The organism is Cytobacillus horneckiae (assembly GCF_002835735.1).
In the GTDB taxonomy this organism is placed as follows: Bacteria; Bacillota; Bacilli; order Bacillales; family Cytobacillaceae; genus Cytobacillus; species Cytobacillus horneckiae.
The window spans coordinates 36963-50865 of the sequence record NZ_PISD01000016.1 but is presented as its reverse complement, the minus strand read 5'-3'; the positions used below and the strand labels follow the sequence as shown (position 1 = coordinate 50865).

16 protein-coding genes are annotated in these 13903 nt (G+C 40.5%); all 16 read right to left on the bottom strand.

Annotated features, from left to right (window positions below):
* Positions 1 to 4: 4 nt before the first annotated feature.
* The 16 genes from CWS20_RS08640 to cobK all read right to left on the bottom strand — a co-directional run bounded on the left by CWS20_RS08640 (position 5) and on the right by cobK (position 13897).
* A complete protein-coding gene (locus CWS20_RS08640) occupies positions 5 to 988 on the bottom strand; it encodes an ABC transporter substrate-binding protein (RefSeq protein ID WP_066198173.1) in 984 nt (327 codons plus the stop codon).
* A gap of 22 nt (positions 989 to 1010) precedes the next feature.
* Positions 1011 to 1775 (bottom strand): ABC transporter ATP-binding protein, encoded by a 765-nt coding sequence (locus tag CWS20_RS08635; RefSeq protein ID WP_066201637.1) that lies wholly within the window; start codon positions 1773 to 1775, stop codon positions 1011 to 1013.
* A gap of 2 nt (positions 1776 to 1777) precedes the next feature.
* Entirely contained in the window at positions 1778 to 2818 is a 1041-nt protein-coding gene (locus CWS20_RS08630) for a FecCD family ABC transporter permease (protein WP_066198178.1), read from the bottom strand.
* The gene (locus tag CWS20_RS08625; RefSeq protein ID WP_066198181.1) at positions 2815 to 3651 is read right to left on the bottom strand and encodes a methyltransferase domain-containing protein; all 837 of its coding nucleotides are present in this window, start codon (positions 3649 to 3651) and stop codon (positions 2815 to 2817) included. The genes CWS20_RS08630 and CWS20_RS08625 overlap by 4 nt, the downstream gene beginning before the upstream one ends.
* A gap of 81 nt (positions 3652 to 3732) precedes the next feature.
* Positions 3733 to 4272, bottom strand: coding sequence for a cob(I)yrinic acid a,c-diamide adenosyltransferase (locus tag CWS20_RS08620; RefSeq protein ID WP_066198184.1), 540 nt, complete (start codon positions 4270 to 4272; stop codon positions 3733 to 3735).
* Between the two features lie 12 nt (positions 4273 to 4284).
* Positions 4285 to 4839 carry a nitroreductase family protein gene (locus tag CWS20_RS08615; RefSeq protein ID WP_066198187.1) on the bottom strand — a complete coding sequence of 185 codons (555 nt, stop codon included), beginning with the start codon at positions 4837 to 4839 and terminating at the stop codon, positions 4285 to 4287.
* Positions 4833 to 5594: a uroporphyrinogen-III C-methyltransferase gene (gene cobA, locus CWS20_RS08610; protein WP_066198191.1), complete on the bottom strand. Its 762-nt coding sequence runs from the start codon at positions 5592 to 5594 to the stop codon at positions 4833 to 4835. Before cobA ends, CWS20_RS08615 begins: the two co-directional genes overlap by 7 nt.
* Entirely contained in the window at positions 5591 to 6220 is a 630-nt protein-coding gene (locus CWS20_RS08605; protein WP_066198194.1) for a precorrin-2 dehydrogenase/sirohydrochlorin ferrochelatase family protein, read from the bottom strand. Before CWS20_RS08605 ends, cobA begins: the two co-directional genes overlap by 4 nt.
* On the bottom strand, positions 6217 to 7575 hold the full coding sequence (locus CWS20_RS08600; RefSeq protein WP_066198198.1) for a cobyrinic acid a,c-diamide synthase CobB: 1359 nt from the start codon (positions 7573 to 7575) through the stop codon (positions 6217 to 6219). The genes CWS20_RS08605 and CWS20_RS08600 overlap by 4 nt, the downstream gene beginning before the upstream one ends.
* Positions 7557 to 8708, bottom strand: coding sequence for a cobalt-precorrin 5A hydrolase (locus tag CWS20_RS08595; RefSeq protein ID WP_066198200.1), 1152 nt, complete (start codon positions 8706 to 8708; stop codon positions 7557 to 7559). The genes CWS20_RS08600 and CWS20_RS08595 overlap by 19 nt, the downstream gene beginning before the upstream one ends.
* Entirely contained in the window at positions 8701 to 9483 is a 783-nt protein-coding gene (cobM, locus tag CWS20_RS08590) for a precorrin-4 C(11)-methyltransferase (RefSeq protein ID WP_066198203.1), read from the bottom strand. Before cobM ends, CWS20_RS08595 begins: the two co-directional genes overlap by 8 nt.
* Entirely contained in the window at positions 9483 to 10187 is a 705-nt protein-coding gene (gene cobI, locus CWS20_RS08585; protein ID WP_066198206.1) for a precorrin-2 C(20)-methyltransferase, read from the bottom strand. The genes cobM and cobI overlap by 1 nt, the downstream gene beginning before the upstream one ends.
* On the bottom strand, positions 10184 to 11380 hold the full coding sequence (locus tag CWS20_RS08580; RefSeq protein WP_066201641.1) for a bifunctional cobalt-precorrin-7 (C(5))-methyltransferase/cobalt-precorrin-6B (C(15))-methyltransferase: 1197 nt from the start codon (positions 11378 to 11380) through the stop codon (positions 10184 to 10186). Before CWS20_RS08580 ends, cobI begins: the two co-directional genes overlap by 4 nt.
* A complete protein-coding gene (locus tag CWS20_RS08575) occupies positions 11355 to 12491 on the bottom strand; it encodes a cobalt-precorrin-5B (C(1))-methyltransferase (RefSeq protein ID WP_066201643.1) in 1137 nt (378 codons plus the stop codon). The genes CWS20_RS08580 and CWS20_RS08575 overlap by 26 nt, the downstream gene beginning before the upstream one ends.
* Positions 12466 to 13140 carry a precorrin-8X methylmutase gene (locus tag CWS20_RS08570; protein WP_066198208.1) on the bottom strand — a complete coding sequence of 225 codons (675 nt, stop codon included), beginning with the start codon at positions 13138 to 13140 and terminating at the stop codon, positions 12466 to 12468. The genes CWS20_RS08575 and CWS20_RS08570 overlap by 26 nt, the downstream gene beginning before the upstream one ends.
* A complete protein-coding gene (gene cobK, locus CWS20_RS08565; protein WP_066198211.1) occupies positions 13121 to 13897 on the bottom strand; it encodes a precorrin-6A reductase in 777 nt (258 codons plus the stop codon). Before cobK ends, CWS20_RS08570 begins: the two co-directional genes overlap by 20 nt.
* Positions 13898 to 13903 lie beyond the last annotated feature (6 nt).

Genomic DNA, 13903 nt, shown 5'->3' with positions numbered 1-13903 from the left:
AGCTCTATTTATAAGCGTCTGGGTAAAAGCCTTTTGCTAAAATTTCTAACGCTTCAGCTGCACGCACACCTTCAGATGCTGCAGACAATGGCAAGATGACAAAATGTTCGTTTTGTACAGCAGGGGTTTGGCTTAATGCTGCATCTGTTTTTAAAAACTCAATTTTTTGTTCCGCGGTCGTTGAACCATAATCGATCACAACAATCACTTCAGGTTGGCGTTCTACTGCGTCTTCTTTTGATACTGTAGCCCAGTTACCTTCAATATCACCAAAGATATTGTTTCCGCCAGCCATAGTTACAAGTGTGTTCATAAAGTTTTGTGTTGCAGTGAACACATCTGTTTCCCCGCTATCAAATACTAATACATCCAGTGGCTCTTCTGCGTCTGGTAATTTAGAGGTAATCTCTTCAATGTCCTGATTAATTTCTCCAACTAGCGCCTCTCCGCGCTCTTCAATTTGAAATATTTTGGCGATATTGCGAATATCTGTATAAATATCTTCTAATGTTGGTGCTACTTTAATAGATGACGATTGTAAATAGCTATTAATGCCTAACTCCTTTAATTCTTCACGTGTTGCGATGTTTTTTTCATTAAATGCACTCGCCCAGCCACCATATAAAAAGTCTGCTTCCTCAGCAATCACTTGTTCTTTAGATGGATATTGCTCAGCTAAAACCGGTACTTTGTTATATGCTTCTTGTAATGGCTCATATATTTCATTATCTAAAAAAGCTGTGCCAACCATTGATTCTTCTAAGCCGAGCGCTAGCATGATTTCTGTTACATGTTGATTTAATGATATTGCACGTTTTGGTGCTTCTTCGTATTCAATCACAAGTCCTTCATTATCAATAACGATTTTTTCATTTTCCTCTGTTTGATTATCTTTTACAGCTGCTGTTTTAGTTTCTTCAGCTGAGCATGCGGCTAAAAATAGCAATGCCGATAAAAACAAAGTTGACCAAATTTTTTTATTTTTCATGTTCTTATATCCTCGATTTTATTTATTGTTTAGTGTAAAAAAATAAATGCAGCTTTTTTGTAAAAGGGTTTTTTGAAATACCGGCTTGTACATGAAAAACACGCTTTAACGTCTCCTCAGTCAGTACTTCTTCTGGTGTTCCCTCCATATAGAGTGCGCCATCTTTCATGACAAGTAATTCATCACAATAGCCAGCAGCTAAATTTAAATCATGCAGTGCTGCTACAATCGTGATTGGCAAACCCTTTACTAAATCCATTAATTGATATTGATGTTCGATATCAAGATGATTTGTTGGTTCGTCTAAAATTAATATTTTTGCCTGCTGTGCAAGAGCGCGTGCGAGCATTACACGCTTTTTTTCTCCACCTGATAATTGATTAAAAGTTCTATTTTCTAAATGCTGAACATTAGCAAGGTGCATACTTTCTTCGACAATGGCAAAGTCTTCTTGATTATCGTTAGCCAGCCATTTTTTATACGGCGTCCGCCCCATTAAAACTAAATCTTTTACGGTAAAGTCAAAGAGTACAGGTGTTTCTTGACTAACAACTGCTATTTCCTGTGCCAGCTTTTTTTGTGAAATATGGATAATGTCATCTTCATATAGCGTCACCATTCCGCTCGTTTGCTTTAAATGACGATAAATAATTTTTAACATCGTCGATTTCCCGCTTCCATTTGGTCCAATGAGGCCCACAAATTTTCCTTGATGAATTGAAAACGTAATATTGTGCAGAATTTGCTTATCCGCTATTGAAAAAGAAATATCTTTTACTTGGAGCATCATTATTCACCGTCCCCAAAAGAATATCGTCGCCGTCTGAGCATCCAAATAAAGAACGGGCTGCCGCAAACTGCCGTAATTATACCGATGGGCATTTCTTCAGGTGCAATGACAATCCGTGCAACCATGTCCGCCCAAACAAGGAATATGGCTCCGATCAAAGCACTGATTGGCAAGACAACTTTGTAATTTGAACCTACCATCATTCTCACAAGGTGCGGAATAATTAATCCGACAAAGCCAATACTGCCGCTTACTGCGACAATCACGCCTGTTAATAACGAGACAAAAAGTATGATAAAGATGCGAAATCGGTCTAAGTTAATGCCAAGCGTAGCGGCTGTTTCTTCTCCAAGTAGGAGCGCATTGAGCTGTCGATAGTTCAATAAAAGCAATGTGAAAACGAGTAGAAAGATAAAGAATGGGATTCCAAGATTCGACCACTTCGCACCTGCTAAACTACCAAGCATCCAATGCATAACAGCTTGTATACCGCCCTGCTGTTTAGACATCATCAACATAAAGTTAGTAATAGCGGAAAATACCATTGATATCGCGATTCCAGCTAATAGTAGTCGAACAACAGATATTCTGCCATTGACGCGTGCTAATAGAAATACAATGATTACTGCGAAAATGGCGCCTAAAAAAGCAGCAAAGGAAAGAGCGTAGTTCCCTATTGCACTAAATGCACCGAGCAATATAACCGAGGTTGCTCCAACTGATGCGCCTGAAGATACACCTAAAATATATGGGTCAGCAATCGAGTTCTTTACTAGTGCCTGAATCGCTGCACCGCTAATCGACAGTGCGGCTCCTACAATCGCAGCTAGGATGACACGCGGTAAACGAATCTCCCATATAATGATGCTTTGTGGGTTTGATACGGTTGTTTCTAACGATAATCCCAATTTGGTAAATAGCAATTCCCAAATAATGCGCGGTGTAATATCTACAGAGCCCACCATCACCGCAAATGTCATTGAAGCAAGCAAACCTACGATTAATGCTATTATAAGTAATGCATATCGATTCTTTTTCATGTAGCTAATGATGGCTCCCAGCTAATTATTGCAGCATAAAATGGATGACGGTACACGAACAGCCCGTCCTCCATTGTAATAAAGCTTTCGAGTGAGGCTTTCACATGTGTCATTTCAAACTGTGGAGATAAGACTTTTTTACTTTGTGCTTCATATAGTTGTTCTACTGTCTCATATCGATAGACGCGCTCTAGTTTGAGCATCTCACAATCTGCATAAATACCTAATTGGTAAAGCATATTGACGATTGCAATATAGTCGCGGCGAGGATATTTAATGTCATATCCATACTGCTCCTCTAAAGCAATGTAATGTGGCTGAATAGGTCCTGTTGTTAAGCCGATAATGGCGCGTTTCTTTGCAAGCATATTCATTTTTTTTAATGCTGCATTCATTTCATACATGCGATAAAAGCAGTTCACACCAATTACGACATCATGCGGTTCAATTTGGGCTTCTTCCCATTTGCTATGAACGAACTGAATGTGTGCATCGTTCATAAAGTATTGTTTTAAATACGACAGCACACTTTCTGAACCATCCACTAATGTTAAGCTTTGGACATCTTCACTTAGCGGAAAGGTGTAGTTGCCCCAGCCTGGTCCAATTTCAATACAACTAGCATTTTGCGGGATATGCTGCTTTATTTTTTCGTATATTATTTTTGCATAATCATCTATTTGCTTATAGCTTTTTTTCCGCATTGACTGAGCCCAAAATGCTTCTTCAAGCTCATCATTCACCATGCGTTCTGGCATGTTACCATGCCAATCTAGCATGCCTTCTTTCCAAAGCTTTTCAAAATTAATTTGTAAAGGCGAACCTTTCATCATTGACTCTTCTCCTCAATTTAGACAACGAAGGGTAAAATTCTGTGCGGTGACTATACCACCATCTGATGCGGGCTTTTAAGCTTAAAATTCAAGCCCCTTCATTGCTTTAACATCTTGTTCTGCATAATAATGTTTAGTTGCATCAATCGTTGACACTAAATCAGCTAATGCGAGGATCGAAGGATGTGCAGAACGCCCAGTAATGACCACATGCATCGTTTTTGGGCGTTGTTGTATTGCCTCTAACACTTCTGCTAATGGCAAGACATCATCGATTGGAAACTTTGTAATGGCTAATGCGTTATTCAGCTCATCTAGAACCAATACATCTGTAGTGGTATCTTTCAGCTCCTCTCTAACGGTTTTCCAAGCGTTTGTAAGTGCTTCGCGATGTTCCTCTGGCGTTTTCGTCCATGTAAATCCGACACCTAATTGCACTGTTTCTACACCGAGTTTTCGCAAGGCAATTTGTTCGCCATATGTACGTTCAGGTGATTTTATAAATTGATAATATTTCACCTTCATGCCTCGACCGATTGCGCGTAATGTAACACCGAGTGAAGCGGTTGTTTTTCCTTTGCCTTCGCCAGTATAGACTAATAACATCCCTTGTTGTGGCATAAACAAGCCTCCTTATAGCCAAGTGGTTTTTTCTGTAAATGGTGTGCGCTTTTTTGTAGATTCGATTTCTTCTGCTGGGTAACCAATGCATAACGTCCCTACTAATTGTTCAGCATCCGATGCTCCGATAAACGTATGTAATGCCGTATCATGCACGAGACCAACCCCGCGTGTACGCCATACCATCCCTAAGCCTAACTGCTCGGCCATTAGCCACATCGACATAATGGCACTGCTGACTGCAAAGGTATTATCCTTTGTAGCACCTGAATCTCCATCAACAATCGCTGATGTCACCACAATGATAAGCGGAGTATGAGTGATTGCTTTCATTGAACTTTCAACTAAATGCGGCTTCGTTGGAAAGCGTTTTTGTAAATAATCAAGTGCCACTTGTTCATAACGTTTTAAGCTATCGCCTTGTATTACATAGAAATGCCAAGGCTCGCGCATGCGGTCATTTGGTGCGTAGGTCGCTGCTTCTAATAAAGTCTCAATTTTGTCGCGTTCCACTTCGCGCGTTTTAAATTGGCGAATGGCACGACGCTGTTTTAATTCTGCTAACATAATTTATGCTCCTTTTCTGCAAACCAAGCAATTTGCTCACGAACGTTAACAACATCTCCTACTAAAATCATTGTAGGGTTAGAGATGCGATGGTTTTGAATGTCCTGTGCAATTGTTGCCAGTTTGCCTGTGATCGTACGCTGGTTTTCAGTTGTACCCCATTCAATGACTGCAACAGGAGTTGATTCGCTTTTGCCGTATGTAATTAAGCTTTTTGTAATATGTGCGATATTGCCTACGCTCATATAAAATGCCACCGTATCAATATGTGCAAGGGCAGCCCAATTTAAAAAGTCTTGCTCTTTTTCAGCTCGGCCATGACCAGTAACGATGGCAAAGCTCGCAGCATGATCACGATGTGTAACCGGAATTCCTGCATAAGCTGGCGCGGCAATCCCCGCTGTAATTCCAGGCACAATTTCAAATGGGATATTGGCTTTCCGCAAAATCGCTGCTTCTTCAGCACCACGTCCAAAGACAAATGGGTCGCCGCCTTTCAAGCGAAGCACATGCTTCCCAAGCTTTGCTTGTCCCACTAAAATCCGATGAATTTCATCCTGTATTAGTCCGTGATTACCTGGCTCTTTACCACAATAAATGAATTCGGCATCAGCTTTTGCATAGGTTAATAATTCTGGATTTACTAAACGGTCATATAAAATCACATCTGCTTGTTGAATGCACTCTAGTCCTCTTATTGTTAATAGTTTTGGCGCTCCAGGACCAGCACCTACAATATATACATAACCGCTCATTGTTGTTCTCCTAGACGTTGCTGTAGCCAAGCTTCACATTTTTGTTTTTCATTTTGCTCTACCCACTGTAATAATTGTGGATCCAAAAGTTCAGCGAGTATTTGTGTTTTCTCAGCGCCCGTATATACTTGTAAAATTCGCTGACGTGCATCCTTTAAAAAACTTACATATTGTGCATAATGATTTCCAAACTGCTCTGCTAAATCCATTTTTATGCGACGAGTTAAGCCCGGACTTGCTCCAGAGGTTGATACTGTCACAATAAAATCACCGCGGCGAACGACTGCTGGATTGATAAAATCAACACGTCCTTTTGCATCTGCACGACTAAGCATCTGCCAATGCTGTGTGGCTTCTTCTACTGCATTGTTAACTTTTTTATCATTGGTAACAGCAAAAATTAGTGCTGCATTATCTAGATCAGCTGGTTCAAATACTTTTTCTTTCCATGTCACAAGCCCTCCATCAATAAAATGTTGCAATGTTTCGGTTACAGTCGGGCTAATTAAAACCATTTGAGCTTTTGTTGGAAGTAATGCTTCTACTTTTTGACGAGCTACATGGCCGCCGCCAACAATGACAACCTTTTTATAATCAATATTCATTAATAGTGGGAAATAATTCATTGCTGTACCTCCAAACATGCAGCCAACCAATTTTTAACTATTTGTGGGTTTGAAGCAAAATGGAAATGAGTATAGCCTGCTACAAGATTTTTTTGCAAATAGCCTTCTTTCTGAGCACGGAAACGACCTTTGCTAAAAAAAGCCGGTGATGCATGCTCTCCCTCATACGATGAATAGTGGAACTCATGCCCTTTCGCGGAATCCTCTTCACTCATAAAGAAGTTACCAGCCATTCCTGTAATTTCTCGATAGCCAAGCGCCGCTAACTTAGTTTGCATCCGCACACGTCCTGGTATCACTCCGAGCATTGGATATGTATGCCCTTGACGATTTATGATTTCTTCTGTTAAATACATAAAACCGCCGCATTCAGCTAATGTTGGCAGTCCTCGCTCGATAGCGGCACGTACGGATTGCTTTGTGCCCTCATTTTTTGCTAATTGATCCGCAAACTCTTCAGGGAAACCGCCACCGATATAAAGTCCTTGTGCTGCTGTCGGTACTTTCTCGTTTTGCAAAGGGGAGAAGAAATGCAAGATTGCTCCATTTGCCCGCAATAATTCTAAGTTTTCTTCATAGTAAAAGTTAAAGGCAGCGTCCTTTGCAACGGCTATATGCACCTTTTGTAGTTGCGGCTGTTCATCAAAAATTGATGCTGATACAGCAATGGATTGTGCCTTTGTAATTTCAAGTAACTGTTCAATATCAACTGTTTCTTCGATTGCTGTTGCAAGCTTATCAAAATATGAATCTAAATCACCGCGTTCAATAGCAGGTACTAAACCTAAATGACGGCTCGGTATCTTAGGTACCGCTTCTTTTAATAAATAGCCAATGACGGGTATTCCACATTCTTTTTCAATCGCTGTTTTAACAATTTCAAAATGGCCTTTACTTCCTAATTGATTAGCAATTACACCAACTATATTGGAATTTTCATCTAACATTTGAAAACCTTTAACAATCGCTGCTACACTTCTTGCCATACTTGCTGCATTGACAATTAAGATAACTGGACTTTTTGTTATTTCACTAATATGAGCAGCAGATCCTTCATTTGATAATGGGGATTTGCCATCATAAAAGCCCATTACTCCTTCTATAACAGCTACATCTGCATCTGCACTCGCTCTAGCGACAATAGCACGAACGACATCATGGGACATCATGAAACTATCAATATTTCGAGATGCGCGGTTAGTAACTGCGGTATGATAGGTTGGATCAATATAGTCTGGCCCGCATTTAAACCCCTGTACTGTTAAACCGCGCTTCATAAGTGCACGCATAATACCGATTGTGAACGTTGTTTTGCCAACACCGCTCCCTGTACCGGCTAGAATAAATCGCTGCATGATGACCCCTCCTCGAAGTTGACCTTAGCAACGGATATAGTGACATTGCCGCTTTTCTTTTTCTCTAGTAATAATTCCTTTGCATGCGCATATCGCAATGCCGCAGGTTCGCTTACCCCATAAGCCCCTGTATACTTAAAAACTGTCTCCGATGGGTTCTGCAACGGCATTTCATTCAGCTCTTCAGGTGTGTAAGTACCAAATGACCAATTATGTTTAGCGATTAATTCAAGCAAGCCAGTTTCGTTTTTCTTCAAATTGATGGTTGCTACAGCTTTAACACTTTTTTTACTTATACGCAGCTCCGTCAATGTTTCATCTATTACTTGTTCAATTTCTTCCATTGCAGTGCCACGATTACAACCTATGCCAAGCACAATTGATTTTGGTCGATAAATCACTCCGTTATTGATCAGCACTTCTTCATGTTCATCAAGTAAACGATCTGTAATTAGTAGTGTTGCTTGCGGCTTAGCAACAATCGCTTCATTTGTTGATGGGTAAATCTTTAAGTTGGCTGGCATAGGACGATCGTGCATCCACCAGTTTCTCTCTCCCGCTTCTTGTATGATTGCAACATGCTCTTCATTGACAACAGATGCACTGACAGCTGTTAATTTTTCTTCACTATCCCACACCCATCCAAATTGGGCGCCAAATAAATCCACTGGGATCGTTTTTTGAACATCTGAAGCGGTTGTAACGACAGGTGTTGCACCAATCGCGTTTGCAAATTCATTTGTTAAGGCATTGGCGCCGCCGATATGCCCTGATAATACACTGACTACATATTGACCTTTATCGTCGACTACCAATACGGCAGGGTCTTTCTTTTTATCAATTAATAGTGGTGCAATCATGCGAACAACAGCTCCAAGCGAAATGATGCAAATGATCCCTTTATATTGCTGGAATAAAGCGGGTAATAATAGACGAACTGTCCCATCAAATAATTGAATTTGGCGCATAGCTTCGTCGCCTTGCTCGAATTTTTTCATATAATAAAGGTCGGCATACGGAAATTTTTCCGCATAGCTTCTTGCATGTGCCACTCCATGTTTCGTTATGGCAACGAGGGCATATGGTTTACGCTTTTCAACTGCTGGAATTTCACCTTCACGCAAACTAATCATCAGCTTTCACACCTTTACGGAAGCCATGTGTAAATGTTTTGTCATATAGCTTCGAACGATAATCTTTTTCATGAATATGAGGATCTAAAGCCCAGCCTGCTAAAATCATGGCATGCTTGCGAATGCCATTGACACGCATTGCTTCATCTAATTCAGCTAATGTTGTACGAATAATTTTTTGATCTGGCCATGAAGCACGTTGCACAACTGCAACTGGCGTATCATCTGTCCAGCCCGCTGCCTGCAATTCTTTTGTAATTTTTTTTGTTAATGTCGCACTTAAAAACATGGCTATCGTACAGTGATGGCTTGCCAATGCTTGTAATTTTTCACGCTCTGGTACAGGTGTACGACCTTCAGCTCGTGTTAGTATAAGTGTCTGTGTTAAATCAGGGATTGTTAGCTCCGCGCCAATTGCTGCTGCAGATGCAAAGACAGAGCTTACACCAGGCACTACTTCATAACCGATACCATGCTGCTTAAGCAGTGCTACTTGCTCCATCGTTGCACCGTACATCGATGAATCGCCTGTATGTAAACGTACAACCGTTTTGCCAGCATTGACAAATTCAACGATACAATCGACCATTTCTTGCAGATGCATCCCAGCAGTACGAATAATCTCTGCTGATTCCTTCGCTTCCGCTACCAATGTTTCACTTACTAGTGAATCGGTATACATGACAACATCAGCTGCTTTTAATAACTTCAAACCTTTTACCGTTATTAAATCCGGATCTCCCGGACCTGCACCAATAATCCAAATTTTCTTCATTATTTGCGCACCACCATACATGACAAGTAATTTAAATCTGTCCCACGAAGTTCATTGACATTCCAAATGACCTCTTCATCAGATGTAACCTTCGTAACTACATGTGTATTTTTTAATAGCTTCATTTCATCTAATAAATCCAGCATCTCATCTAATACTTTGGCTACTTTAATAAAGACAATCGCATCATGACTTTCAATCACACGGCGCATTTCTTCCATATTTTCCGTAGCGGGGACCATCGCAACATGGTCATCGCCATTTGCTAATGCAACGCCTAAGCGATTAGCGGAACCGTTAAAAGACGAAATGCCTGCCACTGTTTCAATCGGTACATCCGGATGCATCGCTTGAAACAAATTCATCATATGAATAAATGTGCTAAACAGCATCGGGTCCCCTTCAGTAACAAATGCAACATCCTTTCCTTGAATTAAATAGCTATAAATGGCATCCACTGATTTTAACCACTCAGCATGCAATGTCGCTTCATCTTTTGTCATTGGGAAAACTAAGCCAAGCATCTCTTTTTCTGCTGGGTTAATATACACCTCGATAATCCGATGAGCGTAAGATTTACTGCCTCTTAATTTCTTAGGATAAGCAATGACAGGGCTCTCTTGTAATTTACGAAATGCTTTTACAGTGATTAATTCCGGATCACCCGGCCCGACACCTAATCCATATAAAGTTCCGATTCTCATTTTTCGATTCCTTTCTTTGCTGTCACAATAAAGATTGGATTTAACGGCTGAAATCGCGTTAAATTTAAAATAGGCTTACTTTTTGAAATTTGCACTTGTATGATTGATACATCACAGCCTAGCGATTTTAAGTGCTGCTGCGCTTCTGCCAAGTTTTCTATCGTAGCAATATTCATCACTAGGCGGCCATTTGGCTGTAAGCGGAAAACACATGTTTGCAATAAATGCTCCATATTTCCTCCGTTGCCGCCAATAAAAATTGCATGCGGATCTGGAAATTCATCTAAGCGTTCAGGTGCTTTCCCTTGCACTGCAACAAAATCGGTACGATGTATTAATTGATTTTCTAAGCAGTTTTCAAGATCCTTCTCATTTTTTTCAATGGCAAATACCGCACCTTCACGCGCAATTTTTGCTGCTTCGATTGCTACTGAACCCGTGCAAGTTCCAATATCCCAGACAATGCTGTTTTCTTTAAGCTCTAGCTCTTGCAAGCAAAGCGTGCGAATTTCTTTTTTTGTGATTAAGCCTTTATCTGGTTTTCGCTGAATAAATGCATTGTCTGGAATGCCAATTGATGAACGTTCAACAGCTTCGCGCTGCTTTAAAATGACTACATTTAGAGGAGAAAATGAAGCTTGTTCCATTTCTGCTAATGCAAAGAAACGGCAACGCTCGTTTTCTCCTTGTAAGTTTTCAGCAACAAAGGCATCGTATTCTGTCATGCTGAATTTCCTTAAATATTTTGCGATAGCTTGCGGAGTATTTGTTTCATCTGTTAAAATTGCAATTTTTTTTCGCCCATCAATTTTTTGTGCAAAACCGTTTATGGAACGACCATGCAGGCTGACAATATATGCATCTTGCCAGCTTTCTTGCATTTTTGAAAAAGCAAGCTGGACCGAGCTCGTATATGGATAGATTTCTAATGAAAGTTTTTTCGCAAGCACACCGCCAAGACCATAAAACAATGGATCGCCTGACACTAAAATAACGACATTACGGGTTTCCTGCTGTATTTCAGCGGTTAACGCTGACAATCCGCCTTTAATTGCTTTTTTCTCTTTTTTGAACAACGGAAAAAAATCCAAATGCCGCTCGCCGCCTACAAGTAAATCACATTCATCAATCCACTCTATATATTGGGGGAGCAATCCTTCCACGCCGTTATCCCCTATACCAATCATTTTCATCCAATTTGTCAATATTCTCAGCCTTTCCTAAACAGTTTCCATTCATGGCATACAATGTTGTCGATACATTCATGTCAGTATTCATGTGATTGAGTGCGTAGTAGCAGCAATTTTTACAAAGTGCTTCAAAAAATGCTTCGTTTCCTTGAAGCATTTCACCAACTTGTGAAGCAGTATTCGCCTGTAATATTTCAGACTGTGTCGCATCATCCACCCCGATTTTATTTGCAACACCAGCAAGAAATGCAAAGTTAATAGGCGCGCTTTTTGAATGAACCATCATCACGCCTTGTGCAACTTTAGAAAACTTCCCCATCATTCCTACTAATGACACGCTCCGAATTTTCTTCCTGGCAATATTCTTTAACGTAAATCCGACAAAATCGCCCATTTCAATAAATGCTTCTGCTGGTAAATGAGGATACTGCTTCATTGCAAACTTTTCACTGCGTCCCCCAGTTGTTATGACTAAATGCTCACACCCTGCTTCCTTTGCAACATTGATAGCTTGAACAATACTTGCCATATAAGCGGAACTTGAAAATGGAACGACTGTTCCTCGCGTGCCTAATATAGAGATACCGCCAATAATACCAAGGCGGCCATTCAAAGTTTTTTTAGCGATTTCTTCCCCATCTGGTACGGAAATGATGACTTCGATTCCATTCACCAATTTGAAGCTTTCTATCGCTTCTTGTACAACACCAGCAATCATTTTGCGTGGTACGGGATTAATCGCTGCCTGTCCCACTGGAACGGGAAGCCCCGCTTTCGTCACCCGCCCGACACCGACTCCACCATCTATATGTATACATTCCTTTTGTAAAAAACGGACAGTACTTTGAATGCGCGCTTGATGTGTAGCATCTGGATCGTCACCGGCATCTTTAATCGTTTCACACATAACTCGGTCATCCAACATTTCATACGCTGTTACTTTAAAGGTTGCATACTGTCCAACTGGTAAATAAATCGTTACCTCATTCGATACTTTCCCTGTTATAAGTGCTTGTATGGCTGCCTTTGTCATTGCTGCTGCGCAAGCGCCTGTCGTGTAGCCATGACGCATTTGGGAAGGGTCTTTTTTATTTCTCTTGTTTTGCACGCTCATCTGCCATAAGTGAAATGGCATTAAGTGCAGCTACTGTCACTGTACTGCCACCCTTTCTACCTTTGTTCGTAATAAATGGAATGCCTTCAAGTACTGCTAACTCTTCCTTCGATTCTGCTGCTGAAACAAATCCAACTGGCATTCCAATAATTAAGTCTGGCTTAGCGACACCATCTTTAATTAAACGAATAAGCTCTAACAATGCGGTTGGTGCATTGCCAATGGCATAAATGCCCCCTTGTTGTAGACGCGTTGCTTTTTGCATGGAAATTATCGCACGGGTTGTACCTTGAGCCTTTGCTTCTTTTGCCACATCTTCATCAGCAATATAACAATGTAAGTCTCCGCCATGTTTTTGGAATCGTTTACGTCCTGAGCCGCTTTCAATCATTTGTACATCGGCCACGACATGACGGCTGGCTAAGATTGATTCAATCCCGGCTTCAATTGCATCAGGTGTAAAAATCATGCTGCGTCCTAGCTCAAAATCTGCTGAAGCATGGATTACCCTTCGAACAACTAACCATTGCTCATCTGTAAATGGATGATCACCCATTTCTTCTTTAATAATTGCGAAACTATGATCATAAATTTTATCTGGATCTACAGTGACTGGAGTGAATTTTGTATTAAAGTTCATGTTTGCCATAAATAAAACCTCCTAATAGATGAGTGACTTCTTCAAAAGAAGTACAAAAATTTTGATAAAGAAGTGCTGGTCGTTTAATTAAAATAACAGGAATGCCTAACTGGAGCGCAGCAGTCATTTTTTCATCTACTGCCCCCGCTTTTCCGCTTTCTTTTGTAATCATTAAGGTCACCTCATATTGCTCGCATAAAGATTTATTTAATGATTCCGAAAACGGACCTTGAATCGCAATAATGTTCTTTTGTTTAATGCCTAATTGATTGCACTTTTCCATATTTTCTACATTTGGAAGAATTCTACATAAAAGTCGGATCTCATCACGCAATAAATATTTCGCAAATAATTCTAATGTTTTGCTGCCTGTTGTTAGCATAATCGTTCCTTGATGAGTGTGAGCTAACTTAGCTGCCTCTTCATAGCTATCAACCTCTGTAATTAGCGGAGAACTAAACCTTTCTTTTGGACGTTCATATCGAATATATGGAATGGCACACGCTTTTGCTGCTGCCATGGCTGTTTTCGACGCTTCGTCCGCATAAGGATGACTAGCATCAATGACAATGGTCATTTTATGCCTATTTATAAGCGCTATCATTTCATCCAATGATAGCCGACCGACTTGACAGGAAATATCGTTTGCTCTTAAACTTTCGGCTGCAGATTCAGTAACAACCGTGGCTAATAGAGAATAGCCGTGATTTTGCAAATGAATGGCTAATGCTCTCGCATCACTTGTACCTGCTAAAAAAAAGATCATTCTTTC

Coding starts and splice junctions, on each gene's coding strand:
- CWS20_RS08620 (WP_066198184.1), bottom strand. CDS start 4,272: ATGCCACAACAAGGGATGTTATTAGTCTATACTGGCGAAGGCAAAGGA.
- CWS20_RS08580 (WP_066201641.1), bottom strand. CDS start 11,380: ATGAAAATGATTGGTATAGGGGATAACGGCGTGGAAGGATTGCTCCCC.
- CWS20_RS08625 (WP_066198181.1), bottom strand. CDS start 3,651: ATGATGAAAGGTTCGCCTTTACAAATTAATTTTGAAAAGCTTTGGAAA.
- CWS20_RS08600 (WP_066198198.1), bottom strand. CDS start 7,575: ATGCAGCGATTTATTCTAGCCGGTACAGGGAGCGGTGTTGGCAAAACA.
- CWS20_RS08640 (WP_066198173.1), bottom strand. CDS start 988: ATGAAAAATAAAAAAATTTGGTCAACTTTGTTTTTATCGGCATTGCTA.
- CWS20_RS08570 (WP_066198208.1), bottom strand. CDS start 13,140: ATGGCAAACATGAACTTTAATACAAAATTCACTCCAGTCACTGTAGAT.
- CWS20_RS08575 (WP_066201643.1), bottom strand. CDS start 12,491: ATGAGCGTGCAAAACAAGAGAAATAAAAAAGACCCTTCCCAAATGCGT.
- CWS20_RS08630 (WP_066198178.1), bottom strand. CDS start 2,818: ATGAAAAAGAATCGATATGCATTACTTATAATAGCATTAATCGTAGGT.
- CWS20_RS08595 (WP_066198200.1), bottom strand. CDS start 8,708: ATGATTAGTTTGCGTGAAGGTGAAATTCCAGCAGTTGAAAAGCGTAAA.
- cobM (WP_066198203.1), bottom strand. CDS start 9,483: ATGAAGAAAATTTGGATTATTGGTGCAGGTCCGGGAGATCCGGATTTA.
- cobI (WP_066198206.1), bottom strand. CDS start 10,187: ATGAGAATCGGAACTTTATATGGATTAGGTGTCGGGCCGGGTGATCCG.
- CWS20_RS08605 (WP_066198194.1), bottom strand. CDS start 6,220: ATGAATTATTTCCCACTATTAATGAATATTGATTATAAAAAGGTTGTC.
- cobA (WP_066198191.1), bottom strand. CDS start 5,594: ATGAGCGGTTATGTATATATTGTAGGTGCTGGTCCTGGAGCGCCAAAA.
- CWS20_RS08635 (WP_066201637.1), bottom strand. CDS start 1,775: ATGCTCCAAGTAAAAGATATTTCTTTTTCAATAGCGGATAAGCAAATT.
- CWS20_RS08615 (WP_066198187.1), bottom strand. CDS start 4,839: ATGTTAGCAGAATTAAAACAGCGTCGTGCCATTCGCCAATTTAAAACG.
- cobK (WP_066198211.1), bottom strand. CDS start 13,897: ATGATCTTTTTTTTAGCAGGTACAAGTGATGCGAGAGCATTAGCCATT.